The sequence below is a fragment of the Thermoanaerobacter mathranii subsp. mathranii str. A3 genome, from assembly GCF_000092965.1.
Lineage (GTDB): Bacteria > Bacillota > Thermoanaerobacteria > Thermoanaerobacterales > Thermoanaerobacteraceae > Thermoanaerobacter > Thermoanaerobacter thermocopriae.
The window spans coordinates 1,597,812-1,617,532 of record NC_014209.1; the positions used below are offsets into that span (position 1 = coordinate 1,597,812).

Consider the following 19,721-nt stretch of genomic DNA (forward strand, 5'->3'; position numbering starts at 1 on the left):
AAATAATAAAGCTTCCTGACCGACTAAATTCAGGAAGCTTTACATTTCTGCTGCTAAATTAATCCCTTTTCTTTTAGAAATTCTTTTGCCACCTTTGCTGCATCTTGCCCTTCACCATCGACTTTGTAATTAAGTTTTTGCATTTCTTCATCAGAAATTTGATTTGCCAATTTGTTGAGAACATCTTTTAATTCAGGGTGTTTGTCTAACACATCTTGCCTAATAATTGGTACAGCATAATAAGGTGGGAAAAAGTGTTTATCGTCTTCTAGTATTTTTAGTTTATGAGATACTAGCAATCCATCAGTAGAAAAAGCATCAATAACCTGAACTTCATTATTATCTATCGCTGTATATCTTATACCCGAATCCATAGATTTTGCATCTTTAAACTTAAAATTATACACTTTTTGTAGACCAGGATAGCCATCAGGCCTTTCCAAAAATTCCATTGTAGCTCCCAGGATTAACTTATCGCTAATTTTAGCTAAATCTGAAAAAGTCTTTAAATTATATTGCTTTGCCAATTCATCCTTTACAGCTAAAGTATAGGTATTATTGAATCCAAGTGGCTTCAACCATACTATATTCCATTTGTCTTTATATTCTTTCTTCACTGTTTCATAAGCTTTTTCTGGATCAGTAGTAGGTTCCATCCCTAATATGTCCACCAAACCTGTCCCTGTATATTCAACATAAATATCTATTCCGTTATTCGCACCTCCCCTTTTTATCGCCTCAAAGTTTACATTTGTACCGCCAAGGTTTAGTTTTCGCACTACTTTGAGATCGGTATGTGCTTCAATCATTTCGGCAACCATATTAGCTACGATAATTTGCTCTGTAAAATTTTTTGATCCTACAACTACAGTATCATTTGCATTCCTTTGAGAACTGCCAATACCGCAAGATGCCATGAAAGTAACAGCTAAAATAAAAACCAAACTTAATAGCAAAATTCTTTTCATTTAAAATCTCCTCCTTTTTTTATTTTATTCCCTTTGGAGTTACTATCTTTTCTACTAAAAGTAAAATATAGTCTATCAATAGTGCCAAAATCATTGCTGGTATTGCACCTGCTAGTATCATCTGGTTATTCACCATAGATATCCCCCTGTAAATCAATTGACCTAAACCACCGGCTCCAATCAACGCCGCCAAAGTAGTAAAACCAACGGCTGTCACAGCTGCTATTCGAATACCTGCCATTATAACAGGTAAAGCCAATGGCAGTTGCACCATCCTCATTAATTGTATCTCCGTCATTCCCATACCTTTACCCGCTTCGAGTATAGCTTTATCTATATTGACAAGACCGGTATAGGTATTTTTTATAATTGGTAGTAGTGTATACATAACTATCATAACTATTGAAGGAGTTGAGCCTATACCTAAAAAAGGCACCAAAAATCCCAACAAAGCTAAACTTGGAATTGCTTGTACAGCATTGGCTAATCCAATGACAAATGAAGAAGTTGAAGGAAATTTTGCAATCAAGATACCTAATGGTACTCCTATAGCTATAGCTATAATCAGAGCCATAACAGATAATTGAATATGCTGAGTTGTTAAAATTAAAATATCGTCAGCTCTATCTTTCATAAAATTTATATATTCTGCCAACACTATTTAAAAGTCCTCCTTCCTATTCTGCATAATTTGCACCTAAATAATTTACCAGGGCACTTCGCGTGATCAAGCCTTGGAGCAAATTATTTTCATTCACTACTGGTACATATCCTATATTTTTTTGCGCCATTAATTTAAGAACATCTAAAATTGAATCATCAGGTTTGACTGTATAAACATTTCGAGTATAAATCTCTTCTATCCGTTTTGCAGTGTTTTTATTAGCCCTTATATCCTCCGCTGTTACTATGCCTAAAAGTTGATTTTCTTTATTAACCACTAAAATACTGTCAACACCACTATTACTCATAATTTCTATCGCTTGTGCAAGAGTCCTGGAAGGAAGAGCCTTTATTGGATTGGTAATCATAATATCTTTTGCTAAAACATGCTCTGGTTGTATCCACATTCGTTTTTTCCCTATAAAATTCTCCACAAATTCATCTGCTGGATTTTTCAATATTTCTTCGGGAGTATCAAATTGCACTACTTTTCCATCTTTCATTATACAGATCCTGTCACCTAATTTTAACGCCTCATCCATGTCGTGAGTTACAAATACAATGGTCTTTTGCAACTTTTGCTGCAATTCAAAAAGTTCTTCTTGTAACTGAGACCTTGTAATAGGGTCCAGGGCACTAAAAGGTTCATCCATTAAAATGATGTCTGGATCTGCAGCCAAAGCCCGTGCAACTCCTATCCTCTGTTGTTGCCCACCAGATAATTCTTTTGGATATCTGTTCATATACTCTTCTGGAGGCATTCCTACAAGATGCATTAATTCCTTTACTCTTTCAATTCTCTTCTTTTTTGGCCAATTTTTAAGCAAAGGAACTAATTCTATATTTTGCCCTACTGTCATGTGGGGAAGTAAACCAATTTGCTGAATCACGTATCCAATATTCCTGCGAAGTTGTATTGGGTCTATCTGAGAAATATCTTGGCCGTTTATAAATATTTTACCAGAAGTTGGTTCAATTAAGCGATTTATCATTTTCAACGAAGTGGTTTTCCCACAACCACTCGGTCCTATCAAAACCACCAATTCATTATCTTTTATTTCTAAATTTATTCCTTTTAATATTTCAGTTTCTCCATATGTTTTTACTATATTTTCAAATCTTATCAATGCTACCACGCCTCCTTTCTAAGTGACAACCTATATTATATAATAAAGTTGTCAGTATGTCAATAAAAGGCATTACCAGCTAGGTTATTTCCTCCTTTTTTTATTCTTATTGGAAAATAATTAATGTCTCTCATAAACTAATAAATTCACTTCTAAATATAACCTCTTTTTTGAATTTTATACATGAAAGTGAACAGAAAGCAATTCTTTAACTTAAATTGAATTCAAATAAAAAAAATAACCTAGCAATAAGATGCTAGGAAAAACTAATAACAGTATAATTATCAACTAAAGATATACTTTTTTGGAAAGCCTCTTTATTTCCAACTAGAACTAAATAATCCCCACCTTTAATTCTTTCATTAGGGCCAGGAGAAATAATTACATCTTCTCCTCTCCTAATAGCTATTACGGTCGCCCCTGTAGTATCCCAAAATTTTAACTCAGCCAAAGTCTTACCAACGGCAGTGCTTTTTTCATTGACGCGAATTTCAACAGGGTTAAAATCACTAATATTTTTTAGTCTATTGGCATATTCTATAAATTTTAACAAAAGAGTTTCTAGTCTTTCATCAAGTTTTTTTCTTTCTTCAACGATTTTAACCAATTCCTTTTTTAAAACCTCTAACGTTTGTCTTTCATTAAATTGGCTTATATATCTTTGCGCCGCTTCTTTGGATTTAATAATTATCCCTTTGCCTTGTTCTGAAAAAACTACTCCCATGTCCTGTAAAAGGGAAATAGCACGCCGTATTGTCTCAGGTGAAACTTTATAAATTCCCGCAAGATTTGACCTGCCGTAAAGTCTCTCACCCTCATTAAACTCGCCATCTACAATTCTTTTAGCAATATCAAAAGCAATGTATTCATATTTTGGTCTTATAATTTCAGACATATAAATATGCCTCCGTCTCATTATTTAAAAATCATGGCTTTAATTAATTTTCTCACCACACTGCCTTTATTCATATTTTATACTTTTCCATGTAAAAACTCAATCAAAATTTAAAAAATCCCTTTATCAACACAAGCCTCAGTTACTTTAATTTTCCTATTGTGTTATAATACTATTAGTGATTAAAAAGTTTAGAAAAAACAAATATATAAGTGCTGATCAAAGTCTATTTGGACTCCATTATAATCCAATTGATATTGCCCCTAAACAATACAGACAATGTAGGAGTTTCCTTGCATTTTTGCAATAAAAATAGGAGGTGTTATATGGCAACTAAAAAAGAAATAAAAGAAATACTTAATTTAGCATTACCTGCAGTTGGAGAAATGCTTTTATACATGGTTGTGTGGGTAATAGATACGATGATGGTGGGGCAATTTGGCGGTAAAGACAGTGTTAGTGCTGTAGGCCTTGCATCAGAAATTATATATACCTTCTCTAACATTTTTGTAGCAATGGGAATCTCTATAGGAGTAACTTCCTATGTCGCCCGTAGCATTGGAGCAAAAGATTTTGAAACTGCTAAAAAATACGCATCTCAAGGAATTTTGTTAGGAACTATTGTCGCTATTATTATTTCTTTAATACTTTTTGCTTTTGCAGAAAATTTTTTAATAATAGCCAGTGCTACTGGTAATGTACTTTTCTTAGGAAAAATATATATAAAAATTGCATCAATAGGTATTTTCTTTAATATGCTTATGAATGTATTAAACGCAGTTTTAAGAGCACAAGGAAATACAAAAACCCCCATGATAGCAGCAAGTATAGTTATATTTATCAACATTTTATTGGATTGGATTTTAATATTTGGAAAATTAGGCTTTCCTGCTTTGGGTGTAAAAGGTTCTGCAATTGCTACTACTATAGCACAATTCTCTGGCTTTATATTTATAATGTTATATTATTTCAACCAAAAAATATTAAATATTGATCTTTTTGATATAATAAATTTTGACAAGCAAATAATTGTAAAGATACTAAAACTTGCCTTACCTGCTTCTCTTCAAGAAGGTTCCTTTGACATAAGTCGACTTATTTCAATATTTATGATAATGCACCTTGGAACAGTAGCTTTCGCAGCCAATCAAATTGCAACTACAATTGAATCTATCTCTTTTATGCCGGGATGGGGTTTTGCAGTGGCTGCAACCACAATGGCAGGTCAAATGGTTGGCGCAAAAAACTATGAAAGTGCAAAAAGATATACAAATATTGCAGCATTCTTCGCTGTAGCTATTATGGGTACAATGTCAATATTGTTCCTTACAATACCTTATCCTTTGATGAGAGCTTTTATAAAAGATACCGATGTAATTGCAGTAGGAATTTTGTGTCTTATGGTAGCCTCTATTGAACAACCTTTTATGGCAGTTGGCATGGTTTATGGTGGAGGCCTTAAAGGAAGTGGAAATACAAAGACCCCCTTTATTATCTCTACAATATCCAGCTGGTTTATAAGACTTCCTCTTATGTACATAGTCATCTACATTTTAAATTTAGGAGTTGTCTATGTATGGTTTGTAACAGCCATCCAATGGGCGTTTGAAGGAAGCATAATGTATATATACTTTAGAAAAGAAATAGATAAATTAAAAAGGGGAGTAAGGAATATATAAACCTTACTGCCCTTTATTTCCATCTAAGCATTATATAAGTCATAAGTAAAATGCTTATAATAATTGAAGCGGTAATAAAAACAGAAGCCAATTTAGCATTTAGTCCTCTTTCCTTGGCATAAATTACTGCTACCATAGGAGTAGGAAGAATTGCTCCTATTGTTATAATTTTTATTATAAGCAGTTTTGTATCAAACAAAAACGGTGTTGTTAAAATTAAAGCAACTCCCGGTAAAAATTTTACAAACAAACCTATTATCAAAGCTTTTAATTCATTTTTATTCAAATCAAAATCCAAAAAATATCCAATTGTAAATAAAGCAAGAATATTGTTAGGTAGAGAAAGTTGATAAATAAATTCCTTTGTCATCCCAGTAAAATTGATATTAAATAAACTCATTAAAAGAGCTGATATGTACACATCAAGTGGAAAAAAATATATAATCTTTTTTGATACCTCTTTTAAATTAAAATTAGTTTTTCCACCCGCTAAAAAAGATACACCATAGGCAAAACCAAAAACAATAAAAGAATTACCCATATCAAACATTGCCATATTTATAATGCCTTCATTTCCATAAACCTGCTGTATAAAGGGAAGGGCAAATAAACCTATATTATATCCGCATATAGAAACCAACAGAGTCCATTTATCAGAATTATCTAAGTTAACTTTTTTTACCACAAAATATCCAAAGATAAATGTCAAAACTCCCAAAATAATACTTATAAAAGTGAGAATAAATAATCGCGCATCAATTTTATACTGAGAAAAAATAGTTAAAATCGTAGCAGGTAAAGTTATATAAAGCACAATCTTGCTCAGTACATCACCTGAATTTTCAGGAAATTTCCTGGATTTTTTTATAAAATACCCTAAAAAAACTACAGCAATATTTAAAAAAATTTTTTCTTGTATCATTAACTGGTTCATTTAACGCACCCCAAAGTCTATTCTATTGCATAAAAACATCTAAAACCAATTAATTTATTTTCCAATAACCTAAGTTCTAACTCTCTTTAAATAGTGGGAAACACGATTTTTATTCTACTTCCAGTAATCAAAATTGTTAACTTTTATTAGTAATCAAGCAAACACTTTCAACGTGATGCGTATAAGGAAACATATCAACAGGTTGCACTTCCATCGTTTTGTATCCTTTGTCATCAAGATATCTCAAATCTCGTGCCAATGTAGAAGGATTACAAGAGACGTATACAATTTTTTGTGGATTCATATTCACAATTGCTTCTAAAACAGGTATATCGCAACCCTTCCTTGGAGGATCTATTATAACTACATCTGCTTTGACTCCTTTATCAACTAACTCAGGCATTACTTTTTCCGCTTGTCCTGAAATAAATTCCACGTTTTTAATGCCATTTATGTAAGCATTTCTCTTTGCATCTTCCACTGCTTGGTGGACAGCCTCAATACCATAGACAAAAAAAGCCTTCTGTGCTGCAAATAAAGATATGGTACCTATCCCACAATACACGTCTATTACGGTCTCATTTCCCTTTAAATCGGCATACTCAAGGACCTTTCCGTATAAAACCTCTGTTTGAACAGGATTTACTTGAAAAAAGGATAAAGGTGATATCTCGAATTTTATGTCCTTGATATAGTCAATAATATTATCGCTTCCATAAATAGTTATATTATCCTTCCCCATAATCACATTAGTTCTTTTTGTGTTGATATTTAATACTACACTTTTAAGCCCCTTTATCTCTTTTTTCAAAGCATCAATTAATTGTTCTTTATAGGGTATGTGTTTTCCATTAACCACAAGGATAACCATAACTTCTCCTGTTTTAAACGCAACTCTTGTGACAATATGCCTTATCAAACCCTTTCCTGCTTTTTCATCATATACAGAAACGTTGTATTTTTTAATCCAATTTCTTACAGTTCTTGCAATATTATCACTAATCTCATTCTGTATCATACAGCTTTCTATAGGTACAATATCGTGAGAACGAGGCGCATAAAAGCCCGTCACTACTTCACCATCGAGCATTCCAACAGGAAACTGAGCCTTATTTCTATACCTTTGTGGCTCTTTCATTCCTATGATTTCATGAACTTTAGTATACACTTTGCCTATTCTTTCTAAATTGTCTTTTACCTTTTGTGTTTTGTATTTTAACTGCCCTTCGTAACTTAGATGCTGGAAAGAGCAACCCCCACATTTATTTGCATAAGAGCATAAAGGCTTTACTCTATCATGAGACTTTTCTAATATTTCGACTACATGACTTATAACGTAATTTTTATAAACTTTATCTATTTGTGCAACGACCTTTTCTCCTATCAATGCTCCTTCTACAAATGTAGCAACTCCTCCAATTCTTCCAACTCCTTGCCCTTCATGAGCCATATTGTCAATATATACCTCATAATTTTCTCCTACTTTTATGTTGTGCAACAAAAACGCCTCCTTTTCCCATAATTATTATACCGTTATATTGAGAAAAAACATAGAGTTCTTATAAAATATGTAAACGTTTACTATAATTTTAAGAAAAAATACACTTAAAAAAGTGCATTTAAAAAAATCGGTTACCCTATTATTTATTATAACTCATTTTCATAGTATTTTATACCATTTTTTATAAATTTTAATCACAACATTTTGCAAGCATTTGATAAACTTCTGGCATGACTTTCTTTAAGTTAATAGGTTTCTTTTCAAGGTTGGTAAAAGGATGTTCTGTATAACCTTGTGCTAAAAGTTTGTTATCCTCTTTTCGTATTATATCATATAAAAATTTAATACGGGTTCCTTTAACAAATTCTAATCGAGTACGTATTATTATAAGGTCGTCATACAAAGCAGACGAAAAATATTTGCACTGAGCGTCAATTACAGGTAGCATTACATTTTTTTCTTCTAAACTTCTGTAAGACATCCCTAAAGAACGAAAAAACTCTGTCCTGCCAATTTCAAACCAGTTAAAATAATTAGAATAGTAAACTATACCCATTTTGTCAGTTTCTCCATATCGGACTCTTAACTCTGCATCCCATACATGCATGACTTAATCACTCCTTAAAAAGAAAGAAAAGAAAGACAAGAGAAAATCTTGTCTTATTTAATATTTACAGTTCCTTTATACACAAATCCTCTAACGGTGTCAACCGTTACAGTCATGCCATCTTTGAGTTTAGAAGTTGCTCCTTCGCACCCTACAATTACAGGGATTCCTAGGTTTAGCCCCACAATAGCAGCGTGAGAAGTAAGCCCTCCTTCTTCTGTGATTATAGCCGAAGCTTTTTCTATAAGAGGCATAAAATCTCTTTCAGTCTTTGCAGCAACTATTATATCTCCTTCTCGGAACTTATCTTTATCTTTACTTATATCATTAATAACACATACAGCACCTGTAGTAGCTTTAGAACCTATACCTATTCCTCTTAATAAAACATCCCCTACTATATGTACTTTCAACATGTTGGTGGTACCTGCCATAGCTACAGGAATTCCTGCGGAAATTACTACGATATCGCCATTCCTTATAAATCCTGCAGTTAATGCACTTTGTATTGCCACATCTATCATTTCATCTGTAGTAGAAACCTCTTCTGTAACTAAAGGATATACGCCCCACACTATAGAGAGTTTCCTTGCAACATTTTCGCTTGGAGTAGTAGCAATAATCGGAGCTTGAGGTCTGTACCTTGACACCATTCTTGCTGTATAGCCAGATTTAGTACAAGTTATTATAGCAGCTGCACCTATATCTCTCGCTGTAGTACAAGTTGCATGGCTTATAGCGTTTGTAATGGAAACATTTGTATCAATATTTCTATCGATTATATCTTTGTATCCCACGTAAGCTTCTGTCTTTTCTGCAATCTTAGCCATTGTCTCAAAGGCCTCTATTGGGTATTTACCTTGGGCTGTCTCCCCTGATAACATTATAGCATCTGTTCCATCAAGAATAGCATTTGCTACATCTGTAACTTCTGCTCTTGTAGGCCTTGGATTTCTCATCATAGAGTCCAACATTTGAGTTGCAGTAATTACCGGTTTCCCAGCTTTATTGCATTTTTGTATAATCATCTTTTGAACGATTGGTATTTCTTCAAGAGGAATCTCAACCCCTAAGTCTCCTCTAGCTACCATTATTCCATCTGAAACCTTAATAATTTCGTCTATATTTTCTACTCCTTCACGATTCTCTATTTTGGCAATAATTAAAATATGCTCTGCCTTATTCTCTTCTAAAAGTCTTCTTATTGCCAAAACATCAGAAGCCTTTCTAACAAAAGAAGCAGCAATCATATCAATGCCTTTTTGAATTCCAAATTCTATATCGTCTATGTCTTTTTGAGTTAATGCAGGAAGATTGAGTTTTACCCCTGGAACATTTACTCCTTTATGATCTTTTACAGGACCAGAATTTTCTACAATACAAACTATATCTTCTCCTTTAACATCTGTAACCTTCAGAGAAATTAACCCATCGTCAACTAATATGCGGCTGCCTCTTTCCACATCTTGAGGCAACCCTTTGTAGGATACACTGCATATAGTTTCGTCTCCTAATACATCTCTTGTCGTAATGACAAAAGTTTGTCCTTCTTTTAATTGTACTTCGCCATTTTTAAACTTTCCTGTTCTTATCTCAGGACCTTTTGTGTCTAATAAAATAGCAACAGGCAACCCCAACTCTTGCCTTATTTTTTTTATATTGTCAATTCTCGCTCCATGTTCTGCAAAATCTCCATGAGAAAAATTAAGTCGTGCAACGTTCATGCCTTTCTCAATTAATTTTCTCAGTATATTATAGTCTTCGCTGGCAGGTCCTATTGTACATACTATTTTTGTTCTGCGCATACCTTCACTCCTTAAAACTTATTTATATAGACAATATCTTGCTGAGCTCATAAAGTTTTCTGTTAAATTCTTTCTTCATGGAAAGAGCCTCATCTATATCATCATCTACAATTTGATTGTTTCGTATACTTATTATTCTTTTAGTTTTATTTTCTAAAAGCAATTCTACTGCTCTTGCCCCCATTTGGCTTGCCAATACCCTATCCATCACTGTAGGAGCTCCACCTCTTTGAATGTGCCCCAAAATAGTATACCTTAAGTCCAATTTTGGTAGTCTTTCTTTAATCATTTTCGCTAGCTCTGGAGCACTCATAACTCCCTCTGCAAGAACAATTATATGGTGAAGCTTCCCCCTCTTTATCCCATAAGTGATTTTATCACAAAGTTCATCGATGCTCCATTCCACTTCAGGAAGTATAATCATCTCTGCTCCACCAGCCAGACCAGCATACAAAGCAATGTAGCCCGCATTTCTTCCCATCACTTCTATTATATTTGCTCTTTCATGGGAAGTAGCAGTATCCCTTATTTTATTTATCGCGTCAATGACAGTATTGCAAGCAGTATCAAAACCTATTGTATAATCCGTACAAGGTATGTCATTATCAATTGTACCTGGAATCCCAATTGTATTTACATTCCACTCCTCACTCAAAAGCTGTGCACCTCTAAAAGAACCGTCTCCTCCAATTATTACCAGACCTTCTATTCCATGTTTTTGAAGAGTTTCGTAAGCTTTTTTGCGCACCTCTTTTTTCTTAAATTCTTCACATCTAGCAGTTCTTAAAATAGTACCACCTTTTTGTAGTATATCTCCTACCGAAGAAAGATTTAAATCAATAACTTCATCCTCTACTAACCCTGCATATCCCCTCATAATGCCTTTTACTTTAAGCCCATAATAAATTCCTGTCCTCACCACAGCTCTTATAGCTGCGTTCATCCCTGGTGCATCTCCACCACTTGTAAGTATCCCAATTGTCTTCATAGTTTACCTCCTTTTTTATCCCACATGGACTATACTTGTCCCATTTTTGTTAAAACAGCCTTTCGGGCAAAAAATTATAGGCCATATTCAATAATAATACTTTGCGCATCTTGAGCCTCTGCTTTTGGAACTAAAATTTCACAATAAGAACCTTTTTTGTCTATTTTTTTATTAAGTGGACGCAATTTTACCAAGAAACCTTCTTTTGTTAAAACCTCTTTGACTTTTTCTGCTGTCTCCATATCTTGTGCCATATATATTACCGTCCACATAAAACTGCCTCCTTAGTATTTCTAGAGTATATTTTAATCTATTTTCTTTCAGTTATCAACTTAAAATTTGCAAACTTTTTCTCAAACTACTTTAACATTTTCCTCTCCTAACACCATATGAAGTTCTTTAATTAATTCTTTGCTTCCATTTACCCACAAGTCTCTATTAGCCGCTAATAATTTTTTACTGTTAAGCCTTAAAACTACTGGCATATTACCAGGATTTTTTCGTAATATTTGTTTAACAATCTCAATCTTTGCAGAATCCTGCAAATTAAGATAAAGTTTCTTCACTATCGCTTGAGACAACGGCTTAATTTCATCGCATAAAATTTTAGGTTCTTCATCTTCCCTTAAACTAACCTTTCCCTTCACTACAACCGGGCTGTCTTCTTTTATTATACTAGAATACTTTTCATATACAGTTGGAAATACTATTACTTCTACAGTACCATACAAGTCCTCAATTGTGACAAAAGCCATCATATTATTACTTTTTGTAAATTTAATTTTTTTTGTAGATATGACTCCTGCTATCACCACTTCTTGGTTATCTCGTAATTTTGGTTGAAACATCTCCTCTTCGCTAACTTTAAAATCCAAAGTAGTGGCATTAGTAATTTTAGGAATATCCTCCACATACTCTTCTAAAGGATGTCCACTTATATAAAGGCCTAAAGTTTCTTTTTCCATGGACAACAATCTGCTTTTAGGAAATTCTTCCAAATCAGGAAATTCAAATTCCACCCCATGTTTTTGTTCTATTTCTCCAAATAAAGAAATCTGCCCGTTTATATTATTATTCCTATTTTTCTTTATATTTTCCATTAATTTGTCATATACTGACAAAAGTTGAGAACGCCGCACTCCAAAAGAACTAAAAGCTCCGGCTTTAATTAAGCTTTCCACCGCTTTTTTATTTAATTGACTATCCTGCATCCTCTCAAAAAAGTCGACTACAGATTTAAATTTCCCATTTCTTTCTCTTTCACTTACGATTTCCATTGTCATATTTAAACCAACATTTTTTACTGCACTAAGTCCAAACCTTATTTTATCCTCTACCACTGTAAAATATGAATCGCTCTCATTTATATCAGGTGGTAGCACTTTTATCCCCATTTTTTTACACACGTGAACATAAAAAGCAATCTTGTCCAAGTTATCTACAAAACTGTTTAAAAGAGCTGCCATAAACTCTACAGGATAATACCTTTTTAAATACGCAGTCTGATAAGCTATAACAGCATAAGCTGCAGCGTGAGATTTATTAAAAGCATAGTTTGCAAAATCTAACATTTCGTCAAAAAGTTTATTAGCAGTTGACTCATCTAATCCATTTCTCAAAGCTCCTGGAACTATTACATTTCCTTCATCATCAACCATTCCATAGATAAAATTTTTTCTCTCTTGTTCCATAACATCCATTTTCTTTTTAGCCATGGCTCGTCTTACCAAGTCAGCCCTACCTAAAGAGTAACCCGCGACATCTCTCACAATTTGCATAACTTGCTCTTGATACACCATACAGCCATAAGTTACATCTAAAATTGGCTTTAAAAGAGGATGGTCATAGACTATACTCTCTGGATGATTTTTATTAGCGAGATATCTTGGAATTTGGTCCATAGGTCCGGGTCGATAGAGAGAAATTCCTGCTATTATGTCCTCAAGGTTTTTAGGCTTTAATTCTGTCATAAACTGCTTCATGCCAGAAGACTCTAATTGAAAAACTCCTTCTGTCTCCCCTTTTGATATAAGTTCATAAACTTTAGGGTCATCGTACTCCATAGAATCAAAGTCTATAGTCACTCCCTTGTTCTTTTTTACCATTTCAATTGTATCCCTTATAACTGTCAAAGTCCTAAGCCCCAAAAAGTCCATCTTTAAAAGTCCTAACTCTTCAAGAGTGGTCATCGGAAATTGAGTTACTATGGAATCTTCGTTTTTTTGTAGTGGCACGTAATTGACAAGAGGTTCTTTTGATATTACCACTCCTGCCGCATGAGTAGAGGCATGTCGCGGAAGGCCTTCTAAAGACCTAGAAATATCAATAAGTTGTTTTACTCTTTCATCATTTTCATACCGCACTTTAAGTTCAGGATTTAAAGATAAAGCTTTATCAATAGTCATTCCTAATTCAAAAGGAATCATTTTTGCAATTACATCTACCTCTGCATACGGATAATTTAAAGCCCTTCCTACATCCCTTATGACAGCTCTTGCTGCCATGGTACCAAAAGTTATAATCTGAGCAACATTATCTTTGCCATATTTTTTTACAACGTAATCAATTACTTCTTGTCTTCTCTCATAACAAAAATCCGAATCAATATCAGGCATGCTCACCCTCTCAGGGTTTAAAAACCTCTCAAAAAGAAGGTTGTACTTTATAGGGTCTATGTTAGTTATTCCCAACGTATAAGCCACTAAACTTCCTGCCGCAGAACCTCTTCCTGGTCCCGTCATAATTCCATTGTCTTTTGCAAACTTTATAAAATCCCACACTATGAGAAAATAATCTACATACCCCATTTGCTTTATCACAGAAAGTTCATAATCTAATCTTTCAATCACTTCTTTGTTTGGATTTTTATACCTTTTGTACAAACCTTCATAGCATAAATTTCTCAAGTATTCATAGGAATCAACGCCCTCTGGTAAATCATATTTGGGTAATTTCGTCTTATTAAACTCAAATTCTACATTACACATACTTGCAATCTTCTCAGTATTTTCAATTGCCTCTTTACAATATGAAAAGAGATTTTCCATCTCTTCTGGAGATTTTAAATAAAATTCATCAGTTGGAAAAGACATGCGATCTTCATCATCAATTGTCTTCCCTGTTTGAATGCACAAAAGTACCTCATGGGCTTTTGCATCTTTTTTGTCAAGATAGTGTACATCATTAGTAGCAACTAAGGGTATCCCTGTCTCCTTGGAAAGTCTTATAAGTTCTTTATTTACCTTTTGCTGTTCTAAAATTCCATGGTCCTGCAGTTCCAAATAAAAATTCCCTCGTCCAAAAATAGAATCGTAAAAAAGTGCTGCCTCCTTCGCTTTTTCATACTCACCTCTTAAAATATAAGAGGGAACTTCTCCTGCAAGGCAAGCACTTAAAGCAATTAGCCCCTTGCTGTGCTCTTTTAAGAACTCTTTGTCAACTCTCGGTTTATAATAAAAACCCTCAATTGAAGCCATAGTCACTATCTTCATTAAATTTTTATAACCTACCATATCCTTTGCCAGTAACACCAAGTGATAATTTTCATTATCAATCCCATATTCTCTATCCCGCATGCTTCGAGGGGCTACATAAATTTCACAGCCTATAATAGGTTTTATACCGTGGGCTACTGCTTCTTTGTAAAAATCTATTACGCCATACATTACTCCATGGTCTGTAATAGCTATGGCTTTCATATTTAACTCTTTAGTTTTAGCAATTAAATCTTTAATTCTGCAAGAACCATCAAGTAAGCTGTATTCAGAATGAACATGTAAATGGGCAAACATGATATAATCACCTAAACCATCTTTATTCTTTTAGAAAGTCTAACAGACATCAATGCCTTTGCAATTTCTTCCTTCTCATGCATGATTCGAATTTCTAACTTACTAAAATTATTAGTGACTTCTATTATTCTTGCAAAAACTTCTATTAATTCCTCTGTACCTATGGGTTTAATAAAATAAACTGAAAAATTATCTAAAACAGCATCATATCTTTTATTCTGCGTTATAGCAAAAATGCCAGATTCACACATTAACATCATTAAAGCACTGTTGTTTACTGTACTAAATTGGTTAACCAACATTGAAGGAATTTTACCTTTAAATTTTACTCCATTTTCTATTTTTTCCATATCAAAATCTTTAAAAATTGTATCTTGAATAGCTTCACTAATCTGTGGCTGTTTTGCGGTATAATGTAATGCCTTAATTACATCTTCTCTGCTTATAAGCCCTATCAATTGTCTACCGCGAGTCACAGGTAGTATCTCTACATTCCACCATATCATTAAATGAGCTGCATAAGAGAGCGTAGTAGTATCCGTTACAAATACAGGGTTAGGAGTCATAATACTCCCAATTTTATCATCCTCCGATGCAGTAGCAACGTCCCTTGAAGTAACCATCCCAACTAACATCCCTTTTGAATCAACAACGGGATATCTGGTATGTTTAGTCTCTGTATATAATTTTTTCCAATCTTTTACTGTCTGTTGAGGCATCATATAAATTGGATTATATGTCATTACATCGCTGACGTATAAAATCTTTTTTCGTGTCATACTTTCATTAATCGCCTTATTTATAAGAGTTGCTACAGTAAAAGTATCATAAGAAGTAGATATAAGTGGCAATGAAAGCTTATCCGCAAGTTCTTTTATATGAGATAATGTATCAAAACCTCCTGTGATCATCACTGCTGCCCCTGCTTTTAAAGCTGCTTCCTGTGCATCTTCCCTATTACCCAAAATTACAAGATCTCCCGGTGATATGTATTTTACCATTTCTTCGATGGTCATGGCCCCAATTAAAAATTTGTGAAGCTCCATTCCCATTCCACCATGACCACCTAACACTGTCCCTTCCACTACCTCTGTAATAACCTCATAAGTGAGACGGTCAAAAAATGGCTCCTTTTGTTTTCTTCTTATAGTTCCTACTCTTGGAATCGTTGTTACAAGCATTAAATTTTCTGCATCCTTTATAGCTTTATAAGCAGTACCTTCACTTATATGTAAAGTCTGTGCAAGACTTCTTACAGAAATTTTGGTACCTTCAGGTAAATTTTTTATATATTCCAATACAATTTCATTTTTTTTCATAAACTATCATCCTTTTATACAAAAAAGGTTTCTGAAAAAGAAACCTTTTTTGTTTACTCCTCACCAAATTTTGATTCAATAAGTTCTACCAATGCTTTTATAGCTGCTTCTTCGTCATCACCTTCAGCACTTAATTTAACAACATTACCTTGCGACACTCCAAGAGACATAATCCCCATTATACTTTTGGCGTTTACTTTTTTGTTATCTTTCTCTACCCATATTTGTGAAGAAAATTTGCTAGCAGTTTGTACAAATAATGCTGCAGGTCTTGCATGAAGCCCAGTCTTATTTTTAATTTCAATCGTAACTTCTTTCATTATTGAACTCTCCTTTCCTTCAATTTGTTTGAAATTTCTTCAATTTTTCTAAGTCTATGATTCACTCCTGACTTGCCGACAGGAGGAACTAGCATTTGTCCCAATTCTTTTAAGCTTAGATCAGGATAATTAATCCTAAGTTCCGCTACTTCTTTCAAATTAGGAGGCAAATAATCAAGACCTACTGTCTCTTTAATATAATTTATGCTCTCTATTTGCCTTAAAGACGCGTTAATAGTTTTGGTTAAATTTGCAGTTTCACAGTTTACAATCCTATTTACATTGTTTCTCATTTCTTTATACACTCGTATATTTTCCAAGTTTAATAAAGCACTGTGGGCTCCTATTATATTTAAAACATCAACAATTTGCTCTCCCTCTTTTAAGTATACTACATAACTATTTTTTCTTGCAATAACCTTTGAATTTAAATCAAAAGAATTTATCAATTTACTTAAATCTTTCCCGTGCTCCAAATTATGAGTAATAAACTCCATATGATAAGCTTTTTCAGGATCGCTTATTGAACCACCCCCCAAAAAAGCCCCTCTCAAATACGCCTTTTTTGCTTTTGTGTTTTTTACAATCTTTTTGTCTATCCCATAATTTAATTTTATATGGCCTTTTTCATAATTTAATATTTTAACTATATCTAAAATTTTTTCTACAATTTTTGTATCAGGTATAAAGAGGAGATAGTTTAAGGTTTTTTTGAGATACCTACCTCTTCTCACCATTGTCTCAGGAATTATCCCAAATAAATCTTTTATTAACTTAAAAATTAGCCTTGCCACAGAAGCATTTTCTGTAGCAAAAGTCAAAGAAATTTTCCCATTGCCATAAATGGAAACGCTACCTATCGTCCTAATCAAAGCAGCTAACTCTGCTATTTTGCTCTCTTTATCCTCAGGGTAAATCTTTGCTAATTCGTCTTTTGTGTTTGAAGAAAAAGACATAGTGTATCACCTCAACAGGCTTATTTTTATTATACTACATTATTTCAAAAAAAACACCCCTTTTAAAAACACCACGAGTAAAAGGGGTTTATAGTTTATAGTAGACTACAATAATTTTTTCTTTTCCCACTCAATATATTTAGGGGAACTTTTCCAATTATGTCTTTCTTCAGAATTACACCATTCCCTAAACTCTTTGTAATCTTTCCACTCTTCATATTCACTCGCTTCAACTAATTTTTTTAATGTGATAAGCTTTGTAATGTCGTAACTTCCATACAACAGTTCATAATCTTTATAATATTGATAATCTCTGCCATAGCGGGATGTATCTTTCATACCATCACCCCTGTTTTTTTAAAAAATATAGGGGAATTTTCATTCCCCTTTATTTTTCTATCTTCATATTATTCATTTAAACTCTTATTGGTTACTTTAAAATATAAGCGGAATTAGGTTGCAAATAAAGGAGATTACCACTTCTTCTCAATTCCTTCATTTTTAAAATATCTTCTTTCCCTTCTACTTCATTCAAAAATATTACTTCCTGCTTACTACTGTTATTTAGTACAACAATTATTGATTTACCTTTGTATTCCCTCTTAAAAGCAAATACCATTCCTATAGCGTATAAAGTACAGAAATTTCCGTATTTAAGCTCCTCACTTTCTTTCCTTATAGAAATCAATTTTTTGTAGAAATCAAAAATACTTCTATTTTGCTTTTCCTCCTCCCATATCATACATCTTCTGCAATCAGGGTCATTGCCCCCTACCATTCCTACCTCATCACCATAATAAATATATGGAATTCCAACAAAGGTAAATTGAAACACCAACGCCAACTTCATTCTCGTAACCATGCCATTTGCTAAAGTCAAAAACCTTTCTGTATCATGGCTTCCTATCAAATTAAACATAACCCTATTTACACTTTCCATATGTCTCATAAGTTGCTCTGTAATCAATGTATTAAAGCGAGAAGCACTTATTTTTCTTTTTGCAAAAAAGTCCACAACTGCATTTCTAAAAGGATAATTCATTACACTGTCAAATTCATCCCCTCTCAGCCAAGGAGAAGCATCATGCCAAACCTCTCCCACAATTATGGCTTCCGGTTTAGCTGTCTTTACTACTTCTCTAAATTTTTTCCAAAAATGATGGTCTATCTCATTGGCAACATCCAGCCTCCAACCGTCTATATCCACTTCTTTAATCCAATATTCTGCCACTTCCAATAAATATTTTTGCACTTCTGGATTTTTTGTCATAAGCTTTGGCATTCTCCATACAGTATCTGCAAAAGCTTCATAGGAAGGTTTTGGATGAGTTTTAATTGGCCATTCGTATATATTAAACCAATCCCAGTATTTTGATTTTTCACCATTCTTAATAACATCCTGAAATGCAAAAAAGTCATACCCACAGTGATTAAAAACGGCATCAAATATAACTTTTATGCCATTGTCATGGCATTTTTGAACCAGTTCTCTCGCTTTTTGCGTATCGCCAAAGCGTGGATCAATTGTATAATAATCAGTAGTATCATATTTGTGTGTGGAAGGTGATAAAAATATAGGTGTTAAATAAATGGCATTTATACCTAAATCTTTTAAATAATTTATTTTATCTATTATTCCTTGTAAATCTCCTCCAAAAAAAGAATCTGCAGTAGGCTTTTGACCCCAAGGCTTTACATTTTCAGGGTCGTTTGATTTGTCGCCGTTATTAAACCTTTCAGGAAATATTTGATATACAATGCAATCGCTTGTCCAATTTGGAGCAAAAAATACATCTTTCTCTCCTATATAAGGGTAATGGAAAAATCCCCAAAATCCATCTTCTGGCCTTTTTTTGTAAAATCCTGCTTCTGTATAATATAATTTCTCGCCACCTTCAGATACCAAATAGAAAAAATACACAAATTTTTTATTAAGGTCTAAGGTAGTTTCAAAATAATCAAATAATTCGTTGGTATGGATTAATACCATCGGTTTTATTTTGAATTTCCCCATCCAATCGTATCTGTCTTTGTATAAAACATATACCCTATCCACATCAAATACAGCAGTTCTTAATACTATCTTTAATTGATTTTCATTAACTGGATATGCGTAAGGCACATCGCTTTTATGGAATATAGCTTCTTTTATCATCTTCTTTCCCCTT

General features: G+C 33.4%; 17 protein-coding genes. 1 reads left to right on the top strand and 16 read right to left on the bottom strand.

Going from position 1 to position 19,721, the window contains the following annotated elements; all coding sequences use genetic code 11:
- Positions 1-53: 53 nt before the first annotated feature.
- From TMATH_RS08095 to TMATH_RS08110, 4 genes are all read right to left on the bottom strand, one after another.
- Positions 54-968: an ABC transporter substrate-binding protein gene (locus tag TMATH_RS08095; protein ID WP_013150580.1), complete on the bottom strand. Its 915-nt coding sequence runs from the start codon at positions 966-968 to the stop codon at positions 54-56.
- Positions 969-987: 19 nt separating this feature from the next.
- The gene (locus tag TMATH_RS08100; protein WP_012995600.1) at positions 988-1,626 is read right to left on the bottom strand and encodes an ABC transporter permease; all 639 of its coding nucleotides are present in this window, start codon (positions 1,624-1,626) and stop codon (positions 988-990) included.
- 19 nt (positions 1,627-1,645) lie between these two features.
- Positions 1,646-2,758 carry a betaine/proline/choline family ABC transporter ATP-binding protein gene (locus TMATH_RS08105; RefSeq protein WP_012995601.1) on the bottom strand — a complete coding sequence of 371 codons (1,113 nt, stop codon included), beginning with the start codon at positions 2,756-2,758 and terminating at the stop codon, positions 1,646-1,648.
- Positions 2,759-3,014: 256 nt separating this feature from the next.
- Complete coding sequence (locus TMATH_RS08110) at positions 3,015-3,653, bottom strand: GntR family transcriptional regulator (RefSeq protein ID WP_012995602.1); 639 nt, start codon at positions 3,651-3,653, stop codon at positions 3,015-3,017.
- A 212-nt stretch (positions 3,654-3,865) separates the two neighbouring features.
- On the opposite strand from TMATH_RS08110, the gene TMATH_RS08115 reads away from it, so the two are divergent.
- On the top strand, positions 3,866-5,332 hold the full coding sequence (locus tag TMATH_RS08115) for an MATE family efflux transporter (protein ID WP_269479175.1): 1,467 nt from the start codon (positions 3,866-3,868) through the stop codon (positions 5,330-5,332).
- Between the two features lie 13 nt (positions 5,333-5,345).
- Here TMATH_RS08115 and TMATH_RS08120 read toward each other — a convergent pair whose 3' ends face one another.
- The 12 genes from TMATH_RS08120 to TMATH_RS08175 form a co-directional block, all read right to left on the bottom strand.
- Positions 5,346-6,266 carry an AEC family transporter gene (locus tag TMATH_RS08120; protein WP_012995604.1) on the bottom strand — a complete coding sequence of 307 codons (921 nt, stop codon included), beginning with the start codon at positions 6,264-6,266 and terminating at the stop codon, positions 5,346-5,348.
- A 136-nt stretch (positions 6,267-6,402) separates the two neighbouring features.
- A complete protein-coding gene (gene rlmD, locus TMATH_RS08125; RefSeq protein WP_013150581.1) occupies positions 6,403-7,764 on the bottom strand; it encodes a 23S rRNA (uracil(1939)-C(5))-methyltransferase RlmD in 1,362 nt (453 codons plus the stop codon).
- A 193-nt stretch (positions 7,765-7,957) separates the two neighbouring features.
- Complete coding sequence (locus tag TMATH_RS08130) at positions 7,958-8,374, bottom strand: acyl-CoA thioesterase (RefSeq protein ID WP_012995606.1); 417 nt, start codon at positions 8,372-8,374, stop codon at positions 7,958-7,960.
- Positions 8,375-8,427: 53 nt separating this feature from the next.
- Positions 8,428-10,179 carry a pyruvate kinase gene (pyk, locus tag TMATH_RS08135; RefSeq protein WP_013150582.1) on the bottom strand — a complete coding sequence of 584 codons (1,752 nt, stop codon included), beginning with the start codon at positions 10,177-10,179 and terminating at the stop codon, positions 8,428-8,430.
- 22 nt (positions 10,180-10,201) lie between these two features.
- The gene (pfkA, locus tag TMATH_RS08140) at positions 10,202-11,167 is read right to left on the bottom strand and encodes a 6-phosphofructokinase (RefSeq protein ID WP_012995608.1); all 966 of its coding nucleotides are present in this window, start codon (positions 11,165-11,167) and stop codon (positions 10,202-10,204) included.
- A 74-nt stretch (positions 11,168-11,241) separates the two neighbouring features.
- The gene (locus TMATH_RS08145) at positions 11,242-11,439 is read right to left on the bottom strand and encodes a hypothetical protein (protein ID WP_012995609.1); all 198 of its coding nucleotides are present in this window, start codon (positions 11,437-11,439) and stop codon (positions 11,242-11,244) included.
- Positions 11,440-11,520: 81 nt separating this feature from the next.
- A complete protein-coding gene (locus TMATH_RS08150; RefSeq protein ID WP_013150583.1) occupies positions 11,521-14,958 on the bottom strand; it encodes a DNA polymerase III subunit alpha in 3,438 nt (1,145 codons plus the stop codon).
- An 11-nt stretch (positions 14,959-14,969) separates the two neighbouring features.
- Positions 14,970-16,277 (bottom strand): DRTGG domain-containing protein, encoded by a 1,308-nt coding sequence (locus tag TMATH_RS08155; RefSeq protein WP_012995611.1) that lies wholly within the window; start codon positions 16,275-16,277, stop codon positions 14,970-14,972.
- A 53-nt stretch (positions 16,278-16,330) separates the two neighbouring features.
- A complete protein-coding gene (locus TMATH_RS08160) occupies positions 16,331-16,597 on the bottom strand; it encodes an HPr family phosphocarrier protein (protein WP_012995612.1) in 267 nt (88 codons plus the stop codon).
- Positions 16,597-17,553 carry a DNA-binding protein WhiA gene (whiA, locus tag TMATH_RS08165; RefSeq protein WP_012995613.1) on the bottom strand — a complete coding sequence of 319 codons (957 nt, stop codon included), beginning with the start codon at positions 17,551-17,553 and terminating at the stop codon, positions 16,597-16,599. Before whiA ends, TMATH_RS08160 begins: the two co-directional genes overlap by 1 nt.
- A 105-nt stretch (positions 17,554-17,658) precedes the next feature.
- A complete protein-coding gene (locus TMATH_RS08170; RefSeq protein ID WP_012995614.1) occupies positions 17,659-17,892 on the bottom strand; it encodes a hypothetical protein in 234 nt (77 codons plus the stop codon).
- 91 nt (positions 17,893-17,983) lie between these two features.
- Positions 17,984-19,708 (bottom strand): glycoside hydrolase family 13 protein, encoded by a 1,725-nt coding sequence (locus TMATH_RS08175; RefSeq protein ID WP_012995615.1) that lies wholly within the window; start codon positions 19,706-19,708, stop codon positions 17,984-17,986.
- Between the last annotated feature and the right edge of the window lie 13 nt (positions 19,709-19,721).